Source organism: Nostoc sp. (genome assembly GCF_036919555.1).
Taxonomy (GTDB): domain Bacteria; phylum Cyanobacteriota; class Cyanobacteriia; order Cyanobacteriales; family Nostocaceae; genus Nostoc.
The window spans coordinates 65,135-83,747 of record NZ_JBALCS010000051.1 but is presented as its reverse complement, the minus strand read 5'-3'; the positions used below and the strand labels follow the sequence as shown (position 1 = coordinate 83,747).

Below are 18,613 nucleotides of genomic sequence, written 5' to 3'. Positions count from 1 at the left end.
ATACTTAATATTTTTTAATAGTAATAGTTAGCAATAATGTTAATTTCACAAGGCGGCTAATGAAAGCAAACAATATCCTGTCAGAGAAAGTTTGTTTACCAGCCTTTTTGCCAAACTAGGGTTGGAGAAATAACTATGTTACGATTAGAATTAGTGAGAAAAGTTTGGCTTTCTGACAAACTAAAGTATTGCGAAGTTATCTGAATAAACATTGCGTATAATCTCAATGTGTTGAGAATTAGAGCCAGTCAAAAATCTCAGCATTAGAGTATAGATATCACAATTAAAGCGACTCAAAAATAAGGAGTCCAATATTATGGCTATTTCCAAAATCATTGCGAACATAACCAAGTATATTTCTGAAGCTGCAATGCGGATTTTTGGGCCTAATGATGATGCTTATCCTAATATTGGCGTACAACCTTTTAAAGGTGAGCCTTATGATAAGCATAAAGATGATAATGATTAGGTACTGAATATAAGAATCCAACTTGAATAATTATAAGCACACTGAGACTGAAATCTTTGTCAGGCAAGGCTTTTATCTGAAAAAGTTTTCATTAATCAAACTCGAGTCCTAAGTAAGTGAGCGTGAATGATTAAAGGTTTGTTTTAAGCGGGTAGAGCCGTTTAAAACAAGCGGACTAACATCTGTCAAGATAAAATTGATGGTGTGAATAGTTACTTAACGCCATCTGCAACTTTCTCTCAAACCTAACCCCCAACCCCAACCCTTGTAGGGTTGGGGAGGAAAAATCAAAGCCTCTGATGCGACTTGCTTGATTTTTTTCAACATAATATATACAACAAATTGCAATAAGCGCCTCTGTACAGATTATTGTCAGGGCACAACATTGTTATGCCCCTACCTGTGTACCTCATTTACCTACCTGAAAAATGCTGTATTAGTGGACTGGCTCCCTAGAAATTATTCATTAGCAGAATGTTCAAACACTACTGAAAGATTATTTGCTGGCATTTGGTAAGTCTGTTTCAAGATCAGGTTTTGGGCGCTAGCTACTGCTACAACATCATCCAAGTTACGTACACCCCACTCTGGATTTTGGGCGCGTAAAGATTCGTCAAAAGCTGCATTACTCGCTGCTGTATGTTCTCCACCTTGTTTAAAAGGCCCATATAAATAGAGGATACCTCCTGCTGGTAAGATCCGATCTGCCCCTGCCATTAGTCCTAGACAGGCTGACCACGGTGAAATGTGAATCATATTGATGTTGACGATGGCGACAATTGGCTCCCTATTAAGCCAATCAAATGCACGATTCTCCACTGGCCAAACTGGTTCTCTGACATCAAGCTCAAGCGGTGGATAAAGATTATAACAGCCAAAGTGTTCAGCCCATGCAGTAATGCTGGCTCGTAATTGTGGATTTGCATCTGTTGGCAACCACGAACGAGGACTGAGCTTGGTGGCAAAAAATACTGCATGTTCGCCAGTACCACTTGCTATTTCCAATATCGTGCCACTCTTTGGCAACACTTGTAAAAGTACTTCTATAATTGGTTCGCTATTGCGCTGGGTTGCTGGTGCATATTGTCGTGCGTCTTGTGGTGTCATCCGTATCGTCCTAACAGGGCGTAATCTTCAACCTTGCGGGCGTAATCGTTCTGCCAGTTTGTGCTAACAACTTCAGCAATCAGTTTGATTGAGTTTCCTGATGTAATTACAGGTTGTTGTTGCCACAATGGTTCATTAATTAATTGAGTTTGGTCTAACACGATCGCATCGGGACGAAAAGCTGTTTCTGTTCCTAATAGTTTGATTAGACAGCGATGGGGAATAAAGTAGCTTAGATCCTGACGATCAATTTCTACATTCAGTTTTCGCCCAATCAAAGCAGATACTTGCTCATGTGGCCCGGTTGGTTCCATCTCAATTAATTCACCATCAATTAATTCATAGCGATCGCACTCACCGTAATGGCTAATAAATTCATCAACGGTCAGAACTTTTGAGGCTGATTGAACCATTGCGATTATTCCTGATGATGTGGTGCAAGCCAGTTATGAAGTAATGCTTTGATTGTAGGGTGTGTTACGGCTGACGCAGGGCACCGAAAACCGGGAATGATGCGTTACGCTAACGCGATAACACACCCTACAGGGGTTTTATTTAAACTTTTTTCCCACAGCCTGCTAAGAGTTCCAAAACGACTCCATTTGTCCAGCCGAAGCCAATTTCGTTAGAACTATATCCAAAGGAAATTTCGTCGGAAACGTTGGCAGAACAGCGTTCAACATCATATTTCTCAACTAGGGTGTTGTGACGCTCAAATTCTTTAATTACCATAGCCAGGAATTTATTGGCAATGCGATCGCCCTCTGCATGAAACCCATATCGATGAAGTCCAAGAACGGCAATTAACGTCAATGGTGCCCAACCGAAGGGAGCATCCCACTGGTTTCCGGTGACATGAGTACTGGTAAGAATTCCGCCTGGGGCTTCAAATAAAGAGAGGTTTTTCACGACGCGTTTGGCTTGGGTTGGCGAAGCAATTCCCAGCCACAGGGGATAAAAGGCGGTAGCAAATTCGTAGCGGCGGCGTTTTCCACTCTGGAAATGATAGTCCAGATAAAGTCCTTGTTCTTCATCCCAGAGAAACCGATCGATGCGATCGCGGCGGATATCTGCGCGATCGGACCATTGTTGTTGCAGTTGTTCGTTCCCCAGAATATCGTTAATTTGCGCTAAGTCTTGTTCTACCTGATACAGCAAACTGTTGAGACACACAGGAGCGTAGTGGAGGATATCAGCACTGAAAGGGCCAAATCGGTTGGTGATATCAAAACCAGACTCGCGCATGGTGCGATCGGCTTTGTAAAATAGGTTGGTCAGTTCGTCAGTTTCTTGATTGTAATAAAGACTAACGTCATAATCCTCAATTTCAAAAGTTTTATAGTACTCCTTGACGCGATCGTAGTGGCTTTTTCCCTCCTCATCCCGCTCGGAGAACAAAACTTCTGGTGCGGGGCCTTCCCCAAGAGCATAGAATCTAGATAAGCCTGTTCCGGGATTCAGGTGGGGCGGTACTACCCAGTAATAGTAAAATTGCTCTAGCAGAGGTACGGTTGACTTTAACCACTCTTGATCTTGGGTGTGCTGGAATAATGCCAAAACCATCATGCTGAGGACGGGGGGTTGCGATCGCGACAGCATATAAGTCCGGTTGGAATTGAGGATAATGCCGTAATTCTCCACCTGGTACAGCAGTTGGTCTACTTGGCTTTGCGCTAGCTCTAATTCCCCATCGTGCAAAAGTCCCAGTAATATAAAGTAGCTATCCCAGCCATACATTTCATTAAAGCGACCACCTGGTACTACATAAGGCCCTGGTAGGTATAGTAACCCATGCTCTTTAATCGCCTCGACTTCAGGTGGCAAAGTGCGAATTTCAATTCTTTGCATATCCTTTGGAGATAGCGATCGCTCCAAGACAGTTTGAATATTGGGACAATCTTCTAAGGGGGAAATGTAGACAATCCAAGGAGTGTCTGTTTTGTGGTCTAGCTTGGTATCCTTCGCAGATTGCAACAAATGTTCGTGCGATCGCGTTAAGATTTTCCAGGTTTTTTTGATATGCGATCGCACGGCGTCAATCTGCGCGGTGGTGAGTGCTGGTGGAGTGTCGGTGTAAGCTGGAGTAGTCATAATTCATCTCAAGATTCAAAATGGGGGCTGGGGAATAGAGACTAAGAACTAGGAATAGTGAATAGCGCTGTCAAGGTGAGTCTGGATGAGACTGCAATTTCTATTTCATTACTAGCTCAGAACTCGGAACTTCGAGATCAGTACTCGGAACTTCGAGAGCAGTACTTGGAACTTCGAGAGCAGTACTCGGAATTTTCAGAATTCTAAAAGAAAAAGTGAAGATTTGAGTTGAACAAATATGAAATTCAATCTATATGTCACCTTCACACGGCTAGATCGGGGAGCAAGGTAGAAGAAAGAGTTTTCCCCTCTGCCCTCTGCCCTCTCCACTCTTTCCCTCTGCCTCTTTTGCCCCATGCCCGTTAATCACTGACTAACAGAGCAACTGGAAAATGAGCTAGGGCTGCTGCGATCGATAGGGTTTCTTTTGCCTGTAATGGTTGCTGAGTCAGGACGTTTTTCCAGGTGAGGGGAGTTCCAGGGGGTAATAGCAGATGCGTATCTTGCCAAACTGATTCGCCCAAGGGATTGTCTCCAGGCTGGATGAGGCTAGTTAAAAAGCGAGGCGCGATCGCGATCGCTGTTTGATTCCCCTCCCGCCGCGCAAAGGCGATAATGTGATTGGCATAAGTTCCCTGAACTTCTAACGGCAGATAGTCGCCATCCTGGAATAATGAGACATAGTTTGTTCTAGTTTGAAGTAATTGAGCCGTTAAAAACAGTTTGATTTTGCCGTCTGTTTTGTCGTTCAGCAACTCCTGAATTAGTCCGAGAATATCTGTTTTTACCTGTTCGCGGATGGAGCTTAAGTAAGTACGTCGCTGTTCAAAATCCACGGGACGGCGATTGTCTGGATCGACTAGGCTTAGTTCCCAAAGTTCTGTTCCTTGATAAAAGTCGGGTACACCTGGCGTGGTAATCTTCAATAGAGTTTGGGAAAGGGAATTGAATATCCCATAGTCGGCAATTCGCTGTTGAAAGGGACGAAAGGCTTCTAGAAATTCCCCGGAGATGGAAGGATCGAGTACCTTCTCAATAAAGGAGGTACAAGCTTCTTCATACTCGCTATCAGGTCGCAACCAAGCTGTATGGACTTTTGCTTCTCGAATTGCCTTAATTATATAGTCTTTCACCCGTTCCACGAAGGATGCATGTTCATGTTCGGCAAAGGGAAACGCCCCAACTAGGGTTTGATAGAGAAAATACTCATCGTTGCGATCGGGCATAGCAAAGCCGTGGCGATGGCTACGATTTCCCCGATTAATGGCGCTCCAAGTATTTACCTGCTGTTCCCACTCATCGGGGATTTCTGAGAGGACATTCAACCTAGCCCGCACATCTTCGCCGCGTTTAGTGTCGTGGGTGGCTGTGGTGTTCATTGTGTGAGGCCAAGTTGCTTGGTGCTGTTGGTTAAAGGCATGAAATTTGGTTACTGAAATCCCAAAATGACCGGGATTACCCCCCACTTCATTCAGCGACAGTAACCGATTGTAAACATATAATGTAGTGTCTTCAACGCCTTTCGCCATTAGCGGCCCGCTGTATTGCTGCATTCGCAAGACAAAATATATCCACTGTTCGCGTTCTGTTTGAGTCAGAGAATTATCAAACTCTAGCAGCATTAACTTTTCAATAAAGGTCAGTTCGTGCTGCAACAGGGGCGCTTGTTCTTTGGCTTGGTCAATTACTTTTTCAATGGTAGCGCGATCGCTGTTCCCAATTCCATCTGGCGTAATATAGGTGCGGTAAATCGGGAACAATGTCAAAACTTCCGCGATCGCTCTTTTTAGTCCATTCAGTGTAAAATCATTAGCATAGCGATATTTGCTGGAAACATTCTTTAACAAAAGAGCCAGATTGTCAATATCACCGGCTAAATTCTTTTCTAATATTAGGTGCTTTTTATCCTTCACTACCGATGAATAATCTACTCGTGAGCCGATAAAGTTATGATAGATTTTATCGAAGGATGATTCATTTTCAGTTTGACAAAATACACCATTTACATAGTTGAGAAAGTCATATCCCGATGTACCTTCAATTTCCCAGTTTTCCGGCAATTCTTCGGTGAGTTCCAAAATCTTCTCAACGGTGATATAAACATCACCCGTCTTTTCGCGCAGCCTTTCTAGATATTGGATTGGGTTATAAAGTCCATCAATGTGGTCAATGCGTAAACCTGTAAATATACCCTCGTCAACCAGCTTTTGAATTAGGCTGTGGGTATTATTAAAAACCCGCAGTTCTTCAACTTTAACGGAAATCAGTTCATTGACAGTAAAGAAACGCCGGTAGTTCATTTCCTCTGCCCCCACTTTCCAGAAGGCGAGACGGTAAAACTGGTCATTCAGTAACTCATCTAGGAGGTTAAAGCTATCTGAATTTCCTGGTTCTCCGTTGAAGGTTTGGATATTTTCGTCAATGAACTCGCGGATGGCATCATTGGTGGTGTAGAGTTCCCAAACCAATCCTTTAATAAAGGCAATTTGGTCTTGTCGCTGTTTTCCCGCAACTTCTGAAGGCACATTTTTGAGAATATACAGAATCCCCAATAGTTTAATAAAATCGGGGTGATTGCGTCCGAGTGTGCGCGTGAGTTTGCCCAAATTATGGGTGATAAATTTTGTGTAAGATTCTAACCGCAGTGGCAGTTTTAAGCTGTAATAGTTTACAGTTAAACCGTTTTGTTCATATTGTAGTTGAATGTGTCCGTTTTCTAGGGATGCACCATAGAAATCTCCCAGTAGCGGCGCTAGGATTCGCTGTTGGCGATCGCCAAAGGGAGCATTCCAAGAAAGGTCGAAGTAGTCGGTATAACTGGAATCTGGGCCGTGTTCCAATATATCCATTAAGTAAAGGTTTTCGCTGGTATAGGCCATGTGGTTGGGCACAATATCTTGTAACCAGCCCATACCAAGGGATTGAACTTCGCCAACTAATGCATCAAACGATTCATTCGTTCCTAATTCTGGGTTTAGTTGAGTGGCATCTACTATATCGTAGCCGTGTGTACTCCCGGATCGTGCCTTGAAAATGGGGGAAGCATACAAATCGGAAATACCTAAATCTGCTAGATAAGCTGCGATCGCTTTAGCGTTATCAAAGCCAAACTGAGGTGTAAACTGAATTCGATAAGTTGCGGTAGGAATTCGCATGAGTTTGTTCTAATTAGAGATGAGGGAGTAGGTAGTGAGGCGGACGAGGGACTTATATTATGTCCGTTTGATTGCTCATTAAACCCGAAGAACCCCACCCCGCCAAAGCTGTGCTTTGTCTCCCCTCCCTGCTTGCGGGGAGGGGTTGGGGGTGGGGTTCTTTTATTATGGGTAATTTGGCGGACACGATATTACTATTACTTGGGGAATTTGAGCCTTTTAGCTTGAATGTTCAGCCTTTTAGCTTGAACGTTCAGCCTTTTAGCTCGAACGTTCAGCCTTTTAGCTCGAATGTTGAGCCATTTAGCTTGAACGTTCAGCCTTTTAACTTAAAACTTGAGGTTATGAGGCTGAAACTTGAGGTTATGAGGATGAAACTTTAAGTTCTAACTCTCCTCCTCATCCTTTTTCATAGAGTACTAAACTAGTAGGTTGCAATTTTACTTGTTGGCCTACAGACAGATGTTCAGTAGCTTCAGAACCAGTCCCAGACCATGAGGTATCTGCTGAGTCTAATAGTTTCTCAGCATTTTGCTCAAACGGCAGAGTCACTGTCACTGGAGACGAATTGAAATTCATCACAAATATTAGTTCACTTGATTCGCACCAACGACGCACAATGACCACCTCCTTGTCTCCATCGCTAGTCGCTTGGATGAAATTGCGGTCTTGATTTAAAAGTGCTGGATGCGTCTTGCGTAAATTAATTAACTGGCGATACCAATTCCACAGAACTTTGTGCTTACCATTATTGCGTAATTCCCAATTGAGTTTAGACTTTAGGAAAGTTTCTGCCGATTCGGGATCTGGGGGATCATCTGCGTAATGAAATGCTTCAAATTCTTGTTTACGTCCGGCTCGAACTGCTTCAATTAAATCTGGATCGGAGTGGCTGACAAAGTAAATGAAGGGTGCTGTTTCGGCGTATTCTTCTCCCATGAATAACAGGGGTAAGTAGGGCGACAGCAACACAGCGCCAGCAGCTAACTTTAATCCTTCAAAAGAGATCCTCTGGGTGAGGCGTTCTCCTTTCATTTGATTGCCGATTTGATCGTGATTCTGGATGCAGACTGTAAACTGTGATAAAGAGCGATCGCGGCAAGATATGCCATGAAATCGTTTGCGATCCGGCGAGTATTTCCAATCGTAGACAAAACTATCTTCATAAGCTTTTGCCAGATCAGCACATCGCCCAAAATCTTGATAATATCCTTGGCGATCGCCTGTCAAGAGTGTATGCAATGCATGGTGAAAATCATCACTCCATTGAGCATCGATTCCGTATCCACCCAATTCCGAGGGACGAATTATTTGCGGATTATTTAAATCACTTTCGGCGATTAAATGGCGTTTCCATTTTTGCCCTTGTTGGGAAAAATGATGAACCGCTTCTGCCAATTCCCACAAAAAATGCTTGGCTCCCAAGTCGTAAATTGCTTGAATAGCATCAAGTCGCAATGCATCAATGTGAAATTCACCCAACCAGTAAAGTGCATTTTCGATGAAATAGTTTCGTACACCCTGACTATGGGCATCATCGAAATTCAGCGCATCGCCCCACGGCGTTTTATAGGTTTTAGTAAAGTAGGGCGCGAACTGCCCCATATAATTACCTTCTGGCCCAAAGTGGTTATACACCACATCCAACACTACGGCGATATTATGTTGGTGGCAAGCATTTACCAGTTGCTTGAGTTCGGCTGGGCTACCGTAGGAATTTTGGACAGCAAAAGGGTAAACGCCGTCATAACCCCAGTTGCGGTATGTCAGAGAAGCCTCAATATGGGTGTCTCCCGGAAACTGAGCGATGGGCATGATTTCAATGGCGTTAATTCCCAGTTCCCTCAGTTCAGGTAGGCGGGAAATGATCGCGGTGAAAGTTCCTTCGGGTGTGAATGTGCCAACGTGAAGTTCATAGAAAATCATCGACTCCACAGGAATGCCAGCCCATCCTTCATCAGTCCACTCAAACTGTTGATCGACAACTTGAGAAGCCCCATGCACCCCTTCAGGTTGATACTGCGACGCCGGATCAGGAAAAGTGTCTTGGCCATTTAAGACATACCGATAAAACGCACCTGGATACACATCGTTGACTTTCGTGTGCCAGTATCCCTCAGACTGAGGCTTGAGGGGAATTAACTGCTGTTCTGGCGTTAAAATTTGTACCGTCACGCTATGTAATAGCGGCGACCAAACTGTAAATTCACACTCTCCGTTACCCAAGTAGTTAGCACCAATTCTCACGCAGTATTCTCCCATCAGATTCTATGTTGTGCCGAATTGTGGCATGACTGTAAATGTCATTGATTGCACAATGTTTACAAACACGCCAGATAGCATAATGGTTGGTCTACCAGACTTGTTACTAGCACCTGGAGGCGGATTTTTTACCAGAACAAATTCTGTCTAATGATGATGAAGAATACATTCGTCAGAATTCAGAAGTCAGAATTTAGGAGCAAAGCAAGGAAAGCTCCGCCTCACCACTCGCAATACTGTTCGGTTAAGGCACCAGACGCGATAAATCGCCGTCTTTACAATAATCAGTCCTTCGTAGACACGGCGATTTATCGCGTCTTTGGGATCTATTAGCGTAAATATTGAAACCTCTAGAGAGGTTTTACTACGCAAAACCGTCCCTCTCCGAGTCGGAGAGGGACAGACTTGAACTTTAGTTTAAGTCAGGAAGAGGTTTATCGGACTCACGTAGAATTAATGCTGAATTCTGACCACTGACACCTTTATTCTGTTTTGGTCAATAGCTTTCCTAACCCAATAAATCAGTGCGGGGTTTAAAAGTTTCAATTTGACGCAACTTTTCGTAAAGTTCTCGTTCTTCTGGAGTAATATTTTTCGGGGTAACGATCTGAATTTCCACCAATTGATCACCACGTTTACCGTCATCGCTGGGGTAGCCTTTATTTCCTAGTCGGAATTTTTGACCAGACCTAACTCCTGTGGGAATTGTCATTTTCACTGGGCCGTCCAAAGTTGGTGCTTCTACCTGTCCTCCTAAAACTGCCTCAGTGGGAGTAACGGGAATCTGGCAAACTATATTTAAACCTTCTAGCTTAAATAATGGATGAGGCTCAACGGTAATTTTTAAGTAGAGGTCACCACCACCAACGCCTTGGTTCCGCAAACGGATGGTTTGACCTGTTACCATACCTGGAGGCATATTAACTTCTAGCGATCGCCCATCTTCCAAACGAATGCGTTCATTGCCACCTTGATAAGCTTTTTCTAGTGGAAGCGTTAATCTGGCTTCTATATCCCGACGGGTGGTGCGAGGTGGGGTATTAGGGGTGTATGCAACTTTTGTTCTGGGGGAACGAAACGGATCGCTAGTACCATTAGTGGAGTTATTTGCCGCACTCTTATTTTTGACGCCGATAACTTGATTAATAAAGCTTTCAAAATCAGAGAATTGGCTTGGATCTACATCCTGATTACTGTTGCGCTCGGCTTGACTACTCTGCCAAGTTTTAGCCTTTGGCGTTTGTTTGTTGCCTGCAAAGCCTTTTTGCTTCCAATAGCGGCTAAACTGGTCGTACTGCGATCGCTTGGCTGGATCTGAAAGAACTTCATAAGCCTCACCGATATCCTTAAATTTTTCCTCAGATTCTTTGTTACCCGGATTCAGATCGGGGTGATATTGCCTTGCTAACCGCCGATAAACCTTTTTAATTTCCTCACTAGAAGCCTCTTTAGTTATTCCCAAAATCTCGTAGTAATCGCGGAAGTTCGGCAAATTTTGCATAGTTCAGTTATTTAAATTTTAGATTTTAGATTTTTGATTAATTATGAGTAGAGACGCGATTAATCGCGTCTGTACAGGAGTTAGGAGTTGAAAGATTTAATTTTTAACTTCTCACTCCTAACTTCTCACTTCTCACTTCTAACTTTTATTAAAAGTACTACAACCAATCATTGTCTTGTTCATCATCCCAGTTATCTTGGTAAGTGGGGCGGGATTTGCGTGGAGGACGGTTTTCATAGGAGGAAGAACGACTGTCTCGGTTGTCTCGGCTATAGTCTCTGTCATAGTCTTTACCGTAATCTCTGCCATAGTCCTTACCGTATGAGTCGCGTTCTCGATATGTTTCTCGCACAGGTTCGCGTTCTTTATCTTTATCACCGCCAGTAAAGATGTCCCGGATAGTACCAAATAAGTCGTCGTCTTCGTCTTCAGCATAAGTCTGGCGAACTTCCCGGTTTAGCTCATAGAGAGCATCTTGCAAGTCGGCGTAGGATTGGTCAATACCGCGATCGCTATTTTCCTTGAGACTCTCTTTTAAGTCTCGACAAATATTATCAATTCTTTGGCGGCGGCTGCGGGCAAACTGCATACCAAATTCTAAAGCTACTTCTCTAAGTTGTCGTTCTGCTTGGAAAATCAACGCCTCAGAACGAGTCCGCTTTTCTACTCTTTCTTTACGTTCGCGATCGACATCGGCGTATTTCTGAGCATCCTGAATCATCCGATTCACTTCCGACTCGTTCAAGGTAGAAGCGCCCTGAATGGTAATACTCTGCTCTCGCCCAGTGGTTCTATCTAGGGCTGTTACCTGTAAGATGCCGTTAGCATCAATATCAAATGACACCTGAACTTGGGGGATTCCTCGTGGTGCTGGCGGGATGCCATACAGCTTGAACCGTCCTAAAGACTTGTTGTTTGCTGCCATTTCCCGTTCGCCCTGGACTACGTGAATTTCCACAGTATTTTGGTTATTTTCGGACGTGGAAAAAATGTCAGAACGGCGGACTGGGATGGTGGTGTTGCGGGGAATGAGTTTTTTCATCACGCCGCCAATGGTTTCCAATCCCATAGAAAGGGGTGTAACATCCAAAAGCAGCACATCTTTGAGTTCGCCAGCGAGAATTCCGGCTTGAATTGCTGCACCCACTCCCACGACTTCATCGGGGTTGACGTTTTCGTTGGGTTCTGTGCCAATCAAGTCCCGCACAAGCTGCTTCACCATTGGCATCCGTGTAGAACCGCCAACTAACACCACTTCTTCAATATCTCTAGGTGAGAGTCCGGCATCTTTGAGGGCACGTTTCACTGGTATCCGCAAGCGCCCCACCAAATCGCCACACAAACCTTCAAACTGGGAACGAGTTAGACGAGTTTCTAGATGTTTGGGGCCATCTTCAGTGGCGGTGATGAAGGGTAAGTTAATATCGGTAACGCTGACAGCAGAAAGTTCAATTTTGGCTTTTTCCGCCGCTTCCATCAAACGTTGCAAAGCTTGGCGATCGCGTCTTAAGTCTACCTCTTCTGTTTCCAGAAATTGCTCTGCTAACCAATCTACGATTTTTTTGTCAAAGTCATTACCACCAAGTTGCGTATCTCCACTGGTAGACTTAACTTCAAATATCCCATCACCAACGTCTAAAATCGACACGTCAAAAGTGCCACCACCCAAGTCAAATACTAAGATAGTTTCCGTGTCACCCCGATCTAATCCATAAGCCAAAGATGCAGCAGTTGGTTCATTCAGAATCCGCAGCACTTCTAAACCAGCAATTCTGCCAGCATCGCGGGTTGCCTGCCGTTGAGAATCGTTAAAATAAGCGGGTACTGTAATCACTGCCCCAGTTACTGGTTCACCCAAATAGCGACTTGCATCGTCTGCCAATTTCTTCAGCACCATTGCCGAAATTTCTTCTGGGGCGAAATCTTTATTCAGACGGGGACAGGCAATTTTAATATTACCTACTTCGTCTTTGCGGATGGTGTACGGTACACGCTTGGAATCTGGGTTAAGTTCGCCATACTTCCGCCCAATGAAGCGTTTCACTGCAAAAAAGGTATTTTGGGGATTGAGTACCGTTTGTCGCCGTGCCATTTGCCCAACCACCTTTTCACCATCTTTGCTGAAGCCAACTACGGAGGGGGTTGTTCGCATTCCTTCTGCATTGGCAATCACCACCGGCTTGCCACCCTCCATAACGGCGACTACTGAGTTGGTTGTACCCAAGTCGATGCCGACTACCTTGCCCATGCGTTACTCTTCTCCTAAAGTGTCTTATATATTTATTATGATTGGGCGGAACTACCTCTAGCTTTGTGCCACAGGAGAAAAGCACCCCTATGGTATAATATTGATCATTACAGGTAGTAAGCTAAGATGTGCAGCTAGAGGAGATAGTTGCAAGACTAGGATAGCATTGAGATGGTTGGTGTGCCTAAGCAGCCTTAATTCTTGTTATCCGCCTACTTCTGTTTACGGGATCTGCAAGTTGGTAAATAGACCTTAAGAATACTTGCTCTGCTTCTTTGATTGCCTGAAAACCTTAATATTGCGACTATTTTAAAAATTTGAATTTAATAGAGCGATTACAAACTTCCCTGAGTGCGATCGCGCGAGAACGCGATCCTTATATGGCAACGGCGGGGCATTTTTTTGTCCAAGAATACATCCGCCAGGAATTTTCCCAGTGGGGGAGTGTGGAAATCCACACCTTTGAAGTCAGAGGCAAAGCTTGTGATAACTTGATTTTAAATTTACCCTCCCAAGCGAGAGGGCAAAAAAAGGATTTGCCACCTATTTTAATTGGCGCTCATTATGATGGCGTTCCGGGAACACCTGCGGCTGATGATAATGCTACAGGTGTGGCGGTGTTGCTGGAATTAGCCAGAAAGTTTGCTGCTGAATCTCTCAGATATCCCTTAAGGCTAGTTGCTTTCGATATGGAAGAATACGGCTTATTGGGTAGTGCTGACTATGCAGCCCTGTTGCACCAACAAAAGCAACAGCTACGTTTAATGATCTCCCTAGAAATGCTGGGTTACAAGGATTCTACACCCGGTTCCCAAAGTTACCCTTCTCCTCTGGAACGCTTCTACCCAGACAGAGGCGATTTTATTGCTTTAATTGGTAATTTGCGGACATTGCCTGACTTAATTGGCATGAGCCGTAATATTCGCAAAGCTGGCGTATCTAGTCAATGGCTACCCGTGCCGAATAGAGGTTTAATAGTTCCCCAAACCAGACTTAGCGATCATGCACCTTTTTGGGATTTGGGTTATCCGGCAATGATGGTGACAGATACGGCATTCTTGCGAAATCCACATTATCACAAACCTAGTGATGCGATCGCTACTTTGGATTTAGATTTTCTGAGCGGTGTATGTGAAGGGTTGGAAATTGCGATTCGGGGGTTGTGAAAAATATTGATTATTCTCTTCCCAGAGTTATTAAATAACATTAAAATCTTTGACACAATTTTTTTAGTTTGACAGACTTTTAATTGATATCTATTTTGGAAACTCTTCATGCTAAAAACAACTTCTAAAACAGTACAAGATTCTTTTTTTATTAGCTTTGATGAGAATTTATTATCGGAATTAAGCTCCGATGAAGCCTCTGAAATTACTGGAGGTTTTACAGTTACCAATAGGTCAGGAAGTCCGATAGATTTTTATATTTTGGAACAGACCGTATCGACATCAACAATACTATCACCAATACTAGCTCAATCGAGATTGTCACCTACAGAGGTATTTTTACAACCTGGACAAAGCGGTACTTATGATTATGCAGAATATATTTTATATAATTCTTCAAGAACGCAACTTAAGCCAGCATTATCAGGGAAACTCGGTTCAACAAACAGAGTAGCTTTTAGTCTGGAAGGAGATACAGTACTTCTTTCTAACGATTTTGCAAGTAGAATTCTTGACCCTCGAATCTTAGCCCTCTAATCTTTAAAAACCCACCACGATTGACCGGAGATTGATTTTTTTTACCTCTGCTAGCCAACACAAACGCTCATGGACAGCTAAACAGCTTAAATCTCTGGCTGAATTTAGTTCTGGGTAACTGCGTTCAGTGGAATTTCTGCGATCGCTAGTCAATGAAATAGCAATAGTATCCTGGGTGTTTATTGTGATATTTTGGTTAGTTCGTTGGTAAGGCATTGCAGATGCACAACCAGACGCTGGTCAAAAATCCACATTGCCCGTTGTAGCGTTAATTACACCGCGGAATTTCGTGTGGGACGTAAACTTGATGATATATTTGCCGATTAGTCAAAAGCCGTACAGGCGAGTTCTAGTTTAAATTTAGGTTAATAAAAAGTTATTTATCCTTAACCATTGTTTTATAATGCCCCTTAACTACAAAATCTAGCTCAAGTTACCGCAGATTCAGGGGAAAAATTTGATGAACCAGGGGCAACGTACTCCTAAATCAAGGAGATATTTGACTGAATTAGTTCAGACTTATATTGTTAAAGCTTTACACGCTGCAAGACAGTGGCGCGTACAATTAATACGAAATTGGTTGTACAAGTATTCTTCGTGGGGCGTTGTGTCTCTATTTTTGGTCGGAGTTAGTTTGAGTGTAGTGATGGCTGCCTGCTCTTCACCTAATGTCGATAATACTGGTAATGCTGGCGCGGCTTCCCAACGTGATGTAACCCTAACATTTGTTTCTTACTCGGTTACTAGTGCAGCATACCAGCAGATCATTCCCAAATTTATCGAACAGTGGAAGAAAGAACATAACCAAAACGTTACTTTCAATCAAAGCTATGATGGGTCAGGTTCCCAGACTCTTGCCGTGATTGACGGTAAGGAAGCTGATGTGGTACACCTGTCACTTGCCATTGACATTAATAAATTGGTTGAGGTGGGTTTTATTCAACCGGGTTGGGAAAAAGAAGCCCCTAATGATGCAATTGTTACCAAATCTGTAAATGCGATCGCTATTCGTGAAGGTAATCCCAAAAATATCAAAACTTGGGCAGATTTGGCACGAGACGGCGTAAATGTGGTTACACCTGACCCTAGAACCTCTGGCGGTGCTCGCTGGAACTTCCTTAGTCTTTGGGGTTCTGTGACAAAAACTGGCGGAAATGAAAATCAAGCAATAGACTTTACCTCCAAAGTCTATAACAATGCACCTTTGTTGCTTAAAACGGCTCGAAATGCCACTGAACTGTTCTTCAACGATAATAAAGGTGATGTTCTACTCAACTACGAAAACGAGATGATTTGCCACAGGTAAGCCGATTCGGGATTTGCCAATTACACCACATAAGTTACTGTGAGTGAATAGGTTTGTAGTTTGCGCTTGAGCGCATTTAGATAAACCCAAAAAGGAAGGGAGTTAGGGGTTAGGTTTCGCCTTAATTATTCTCTTTCCAGAGTTATAAAAAAGTATTAAAATGCTTGACAAAAATACTATAATTTGGCTTAATCTTAATAGAATTATTTTGGAGATCCCTCATGCTGAAAACAACTTATAAAACAGGAAAAGATGTTTTTTCTATTAGGTTTGATGACCTTGATCAGAATTGTTTATCTGAATTAAGCTCCAATGAAGCCTCTGAAATTATTGGAGGTTTTACAATTAACAATGATTCTGGAAGTACGAGAAGTTTTTATACTTTTGGAGAGTTCGTATCGCCGAAACGCCACGTTTTACAACCTGAACAAAGTGGTACTTATAATGGAGAATATATTTTATATAGTTCTTCAAGCAGCACATTTGAACCAACATTATCAGACGAGCTCGCTCCAACAGACATAGTAAGTTTTGGTCTGCAAGGAGATGGAGATACAGTATATATTGGTAGTGGAGCTATCCTTGCCGCCCCTTCGGGAAGCTAAAAACTAAAACTGGTGTAGGTTGGGGAGCCACTGGTGGAGTGGCTTTCCCAACTTGTTTGTACCCCTGCGGGGAAGCAAGCTAGGTGCAGATAATCAAGCAATCATCTTCTCTAAAGCAACCTGCAAATCTTTTGTCAAATCGCTCACAGCTTGTCTAGCTGCATGGCGATCGCCCTGACAATTATCAGAGCGTTCCGTAATTGAAATTGGCTCTCCCACGGTGATTTGTGCCTGTCGCAAACCTAACCGAGGTCGTCCCGGAAGTGTTGTATCCTGAATCCTAGAAAGCATATCGAATACAAGCAAAGCTGTTTCCGCAAACCGTTCCGCCGTCGGTTGTTCCTGAATATAAGTAGCTGTGACGGCAACAAAACTTTCTACTATCCGCATATGTCGCATTTGTAAGTCTGCTTCCTTTGCAACCCAGTCTGCTAAACCGCGTTTAAAGGATGGTAAAGCATTGATATCTGGCAAATCTTCCCGATAAATGTAATTCCAGCCAGCCTCTTCTAAACGGCGACATCGGTCAATGAAATTACCCTGCGCTTGAACTCCAAAATACTGTTCGGCAACTTGTAAAGCTTTATCCAGTAAGCGATGAAGTCGGGCAATCAACACCTGATTAGGATTAGCAGATTCATCGCTTGAGATGGTTTTTGGAATGTCTTGATGATAGAAGCGACGATAAAATTCTTCCATCTCGGTAATCAGATATTCAGCTAACCGATAGATACGTTGATAGTAAATCTCTTCGCCATCGCCCTGATTAATTTCTATTACTGGCAAGCCACTATCAGCTTCCAACTTACCTAGCAGCCAATCCAGTTTAGACCAAGGTGGCTGAACGTAGCGATATTGGATAGCGATCGGCACAATGATTACAGTCTCAGTCCGGTTAGCTTTTTGCAAGTCTTCTACACACCAGAACCCCATTTGAGCAACACCGGGTTCTAGTGGGCTAACAATACCACTATGACCATTAGTACCTCCTTCTGGTGCCACTGCGATCGGTAGTTCGCCATTAGCAAACAACTCCCGTGCAGCTTGAATCGCTTGGCGATCTAGTCGCCTACCGCGATGAACCGGTACACCTCCGATTCTAGAGAACAACCAACCCAGCCAGTCTCCAGCCCAAACCGTCATACCCCGGTCATAAAGAAAATAGCTGTGAACAAGAGATTGCAGTGTAATACCTTCCTGACGAGCAACCTGTGGCACAATACGGGAAAGCAAATATAGCATACACAGAGGATCTTCTACCTCTGGGTGGCGAAATGCTAACAAAAAGCGAATTTTTCCAGCCTGAAATTGTTGATAAAGTTCAGCTAATACCTCAACATTTTTGGCTTCAATCTTGACAATACCAGCTGTCAGCCAAGGTCGAGTGCGAAACCGTAGTGCGATCGGTAGTAACCACCGAACAATCTGGAGTATCAGGCGGTTAAACCGTTGAGTAATAAATTTCAGTGGTGGTTGAGTAGACTGAATCGATCTAGGCAAGTCGCTCTCCAGATTGTATTTCTAGCGATTGTACAACGTGGGGTCTTGGTTTTGCCTAAACCACAGCCTCCTGTCGTCAAACATTTCAATCTCCACGTTTCGCCCCCTTGGTTACTCAGCACGGGCTAAACCATAGCTATCCGCTAACGGGACTGTTTCGGTGATAGATACAAACCTGGAAAGCGAGATTAAGCTATTTTCAGGTAAATAGACCACGCAGTAAGGGCACAGCATTGCTCATTGGTAGACTAGGGTTGGGCATTTTCATGCGATTCGTTCTAACGAAACCTAGTAATAGGGGGATGTTAGACATTAGTTAAGTAACCCGAAAGGGTAGAGTTCGCACTTTAATCCTTAACTAATGATAACTAAATCATCTTAATAGTGAGGGTTAGTATCCTAGAAATCCCAAGTCTATTCCCACAGGTGCAGTGGTGACAGCATTATCCCTACTCAGGCGAATGGTTATCAAGTGAGTAAAGCGGGATAAAAAAGCGGGTAACTTTGAACCGTACAAAGAATCCCTGCTAGCACGAGTCTATGAGTAAAGCATAAGCCTGAAGTCATGTCTGAACCATCATCACCAACAATGGACAACGACGGTTAGCCCAAGCCAAAAGGCAAGGATAACGGGGTAATAGCAGTTGAAAATCTGACTATTAAGCA

13 protein-coding genes and 1 pseudogene are annotated in these 18,613 nt (G+C 43.5%); 5 read left to right on the top strand and 9 right to left on the bottom strand.

Going from position 1 to position 18,613, the window contains the following annotated elements:
• Positions 1-316: 316 nt before the first annotated feature.
• Positions 317-469: a hypothetical protein gene (locus V7K36_RS15060; protein WP_334826257.1), complete on the top strand. Its 153-nt coding sequence runs from the start codon at positions 317-319 to the stop codon at positions 467-469.
• 459 nt (positions 470-928) lie between these two features.
• Here V7K36_RS15060 and V7K36_RS15055 read toward each other — a convergent pair whose 3' ends face one another.
• The 7 genes and pseudogenes from V7K36_RS15055 to dnaK form a co-directional block, all read right to left on the bottom strand.
• Positions 929-1,576, bottom strand: a complete 648-nt coding sequence (locus tag V7K36_RS15055; RefSeq protein ID WP_335116967.1) for a DUF938 domain-containing protein — start codon at positions 1,574-1,576, stop codon at positions 929-931.
• Between the two features lie 8 nt (positions 1,577-1,584).
• A pseudogene (locus V7K36_RS15050) lies at positions 1,585-1,989 on the bottom strand (Uma2 family endonuclease); the annotation flags it as partial.
• 142 nt (positions 1,990-2,131) lie between these two features.
• Entirely contained in the window at positions 2,132-3,667 is a 1,536-nt protein-coding gene (locus tag V7K36_RS15045) for a trehalase family glycosidase (protein WP_335116965.1), read from the bottom strand.
• 362 nt (positions 3,668-4,029) lie between these two features.
• Positions 4,030-6,822 carry a malto-oligosyltrehalose synthase gene (gene treY / locus V7K36_RS15040; RefSeq protein ID WP_335116963.1) on the bottom strand — a complete coding sequence of 931 codons (2,793 nt, stop codon included), beginning with the start codon at positions 6,820-6,822 and terminating at the stop codon, positions 4,030-4,032.
• A 399-nt stretch (positions 6,823-7,221) separates the two neighbouring features.
• Positions 7,222-9,069, bottom strand: coding sequence for a malto-oligosyltrehalose trehalohydrolase (gene treZ, locus V7K36_RS15035; protein ID WP_335117228.1), 1,848 nt, complete (start codon positions 9,067-9,069; stop codon positions 7,222-7,224).
• Positions 9,070-9,592: 523 nt separating this feature from the next.
• Positions 9,593-10,585 carry a J domain-containing protein gene (locus V7K36_RS15030; protein WP_335116961.1) on the bottom strand — a complete coding sequence of 331 codons (993 nt, stop codon included), beginning with the start codon at positions 10,583-10,585 and terminating at the stop codon, positions 9,593-9,595.
• Positions 10,586-10,742: 157 nt separating this feature from the next.
• Positions 10,743-12,833: a molecular chaperone DnaK gene (gene dnaK, locus V7K36_RS15025; RefSeq protein WP_335116959.1), complete on the bottom strand. Its 2,091-nt coding sequence runs from the start codon at positions 12,831-12,833 to the stop codon at positions 10,743-10,745.
• A 317-nt stretch (positions 12,834-13,150) separates the two neighbouring features.
• On the opposite strand from dnaK, the gene V7K36_RS15020 reads away from it, so the two are divergent.
• Entirely contained in the window at positions 13,151-13,999 is an 849-nt protein-coding gene (locus V7K36_RS15020; protein WP_335116957.1) for a M28 family peptidase, read from the top strand.
• A 108-nt stretch (positions 14,000-14,107) separates the two neighbouring features.
• Positions 14,108-14,536, top strand: coding sequence for a hypothetical protein (locus V7K36_RS15015; RefSeq protein WP_335116955.1), 429 nt, complete (start codon positions 14,108-14,110; stop codon positions 14,534-14,536).
• Positions 14,537-14,539: 3 nt separating this feature from the next.
• On the opposite strand, the gene V7K36_RS15010 is transcribed toward V7K36_RS15015, so the two are convergent.
• Positions 14,540-14,752 carry a hypothetical protein gene (locus tag V7K36_RS15010; protein WP_335116953.1) on the bottom strand — a complete coding sequence of 71 codons (213 nt, stop codon included), beginning with the start codon at positions 14,750-14,752 and terminating at the stop codon, positions 14,540-14,542.
• A gap of 244 nt (positions 14,753-14,996) precedes the next feature.
• On the opposite strand from V7K36_RS15010, the gene V7K36_RS15005 reads away from it, so the two are divergent.
• Both V7K36_RS15005 and V7K36_RS15000 read left to right on the top strand, forming a co-directional pair.
• Positions 14,997-15,842 carry a sulfate ABC transporter substrate-binding protein gene (locus V7K36_RS15005; protein ID WP_335116951.1) on the top strand — a complete coding sequence of 282 codons (846 nt, stop codon included), beginning with the start codon at positions 14,997-14,999 and terminating at the stop codon, positions 15,840-15,842.
• Between the two features lie 221 nt (positions 15,843-16,063).
• The gene (locus tag V7K36_RS15000; RefSeq protein ID WP_335116949.1) at positions 16,064-16,447 is read left to right on the top strand and encodes a hypothetical protein; all 384 of its coding nucleotides are present in this window, start codon (positions 16,064-16,066) and stop codon (positions 16,445-16,447) included.
• Positions 16,448-16,540: 93 nt separating this feature from the next.
• On the opposite strand, the gene V7K36_RS14995 is transcribed toward V7K36_RS15000, so the two are convergent.
• Positions 16,541-17,947 carry a lysophospholipid acyltransferase family protein gene (locus V7K36_RS14995; protein ID WP_335116947.1) on the bottom strand — a complete coding sequence of 469 codons (1,407 nt, stop codon included), beginning with the start codon at positions 17,945-17,947 and terminating at the stop codon, positions 16,541-16,543.
• Positions 17,948-18,613 lie beyond the last annotated feature (666 nt).